This is a genomic window from Neisseria sp. P0009.S007 (assembly GCF_051962515.1).
Map to the genome: position 1 here is coordinate 1 of NZ_JBQCVF010000339.1, position 1,403 is coordinate 1,403.

A 1,403-nucleotide genomic window follows, 5' to 3' on the forward strand; every position below is an offset into this window, starting at 1 on the left:
TCTGCACCATACTCAGCTGACCGAACATATTAATTCATTGTCTTCAATCAGTAACCAATCTATTCAAGGCATGATGGTCAATGGCCTGAGCAAAGAGCAAGCCCTGGCTGCGATAAATAGTACCATTTCACAACAAGGCTTTATTATTGGCTCAAATGAAATCTTCTTGGCAGGCAGTATCATATTCATCAGCATGATCCCCATTATTTGGCTGGCAAAGCCGCCATTTAACGGTTCCAGTGGAGGAGGACATTAGATAAAAGGCCGTCTGAATTTCAGGCGGCCTTTTATCTATATATTATTTAAGACTTAATAACAGATCTCTAAATGCATTCGGATCTTTAATAAATGTCATCTCACCTGATTGAGGAAAATGGAAATCCAGTAGGCGGGACACCCAGAAACGGATACATCCGGCTCTTTGTGCAGTAGGGAAATACGCGCGTTCTTCATCAGATAATGGACGTACGCTTTCATAGCCATGGATAAAGGCATCATAAAGGACAGGGTCTAATTTGTTATCAGCTGTTCGTGCCCAATCGTTAACAGCAATTGCCAGGTCGTACATGAAATTACCGTTACACGCATAATAGAAATCGATAAAGCCGGAAACTTCATCTCCATTAAGCAATACGTTGTCTTTAAATAAATCGGCATGGATAATACCGGAAGGTAAATGCTCTCCCAGATTTTCATCTAAAGCTGTAATTTCAGATTGAAGCAGTGCAGCATCCTCAGAATCTAAAACAGGCAGTAACTGAGAGCAGGCATCGCGCCACCAGTCATCATAACGAGGATTTTTCATTTTTAAAGGAAAGTCTTGGCCGGCTAAATGCATTTTGGCCAACATAGCACCAGTATGGAAGCATTGAGCTTCGGTTGGCCAGCCGGTATCAGAACCATTCAAACAAGTGACCAAACAAGCCGGTTTTCCGGCCAAAATAGAATGCAGTCTGCCATCTTTGCGAGCAATCGGAGCAGCGCAGGCAACACCATTCAGACTCAAATGATGGTTGAGTTCTAAAAAGAAAGGCAGTTCATCTGATTTTAAAACCTCAAAAACAGTCAAGACATAACGACCGGTTGAAGTTGTCAAAAAATAATTACTATTAGTAATTCCTTGAGCAATCCCCTGCAAAGAAACAAAATCTCCTAAATCATATTGCAGAAGGAAGTCACGCATTTGAGCGTCGGAAACACTTGTATAGACAGACATAGCAAACTCGAGGCTGATATAAAGGATCAAAGAAACATCATACCAAAAAACAAGCGGCAACAATATAAATTAAAGCGAAGGTCAAATTCAAAAGGCCGTCTGAGACCAAAATTTCAGACGGCCTTTAGTTTGTATTTTTTTGTATGTATGGATAGTGTGGGAGTTTGATAGTATTTTTTTAGAAATA

At 40.6% G+C, this 1,403-nt stretch carries 1 protein-coding gene and 1 pseudogene; one reads left to right on the forward strand and one right to left on the reverse strand.

The window, feature by feature from the left end:
* Positions 1 to 256 (forward strand): annotated as a pseudogene (locus tag ACTHS3_RS13070) (MFS transporter); the annotation flags it as partial.
* Between the two features lie 42 nt (positions 257 to 298).
* On the opposite strand, the gene thrB reads toward ACTHS3_RS13070, so the two are convergent.
* The gene (gene thrB / locus ACTHS3_RS13075) at positions 299 to 1,216 is read right to left on the reverse strand and encodes a homoserine kinase (RefSeq protein ID WP_070625017.1); all 918 of its coding nucleotides are present in this window, start codon (positions 1,214 to 1,216) and stop codon (positions 299 to 301) included.
* Between the last annotated feature and the right edge of the window lie 187 nt (positions 1,217 to 1,403).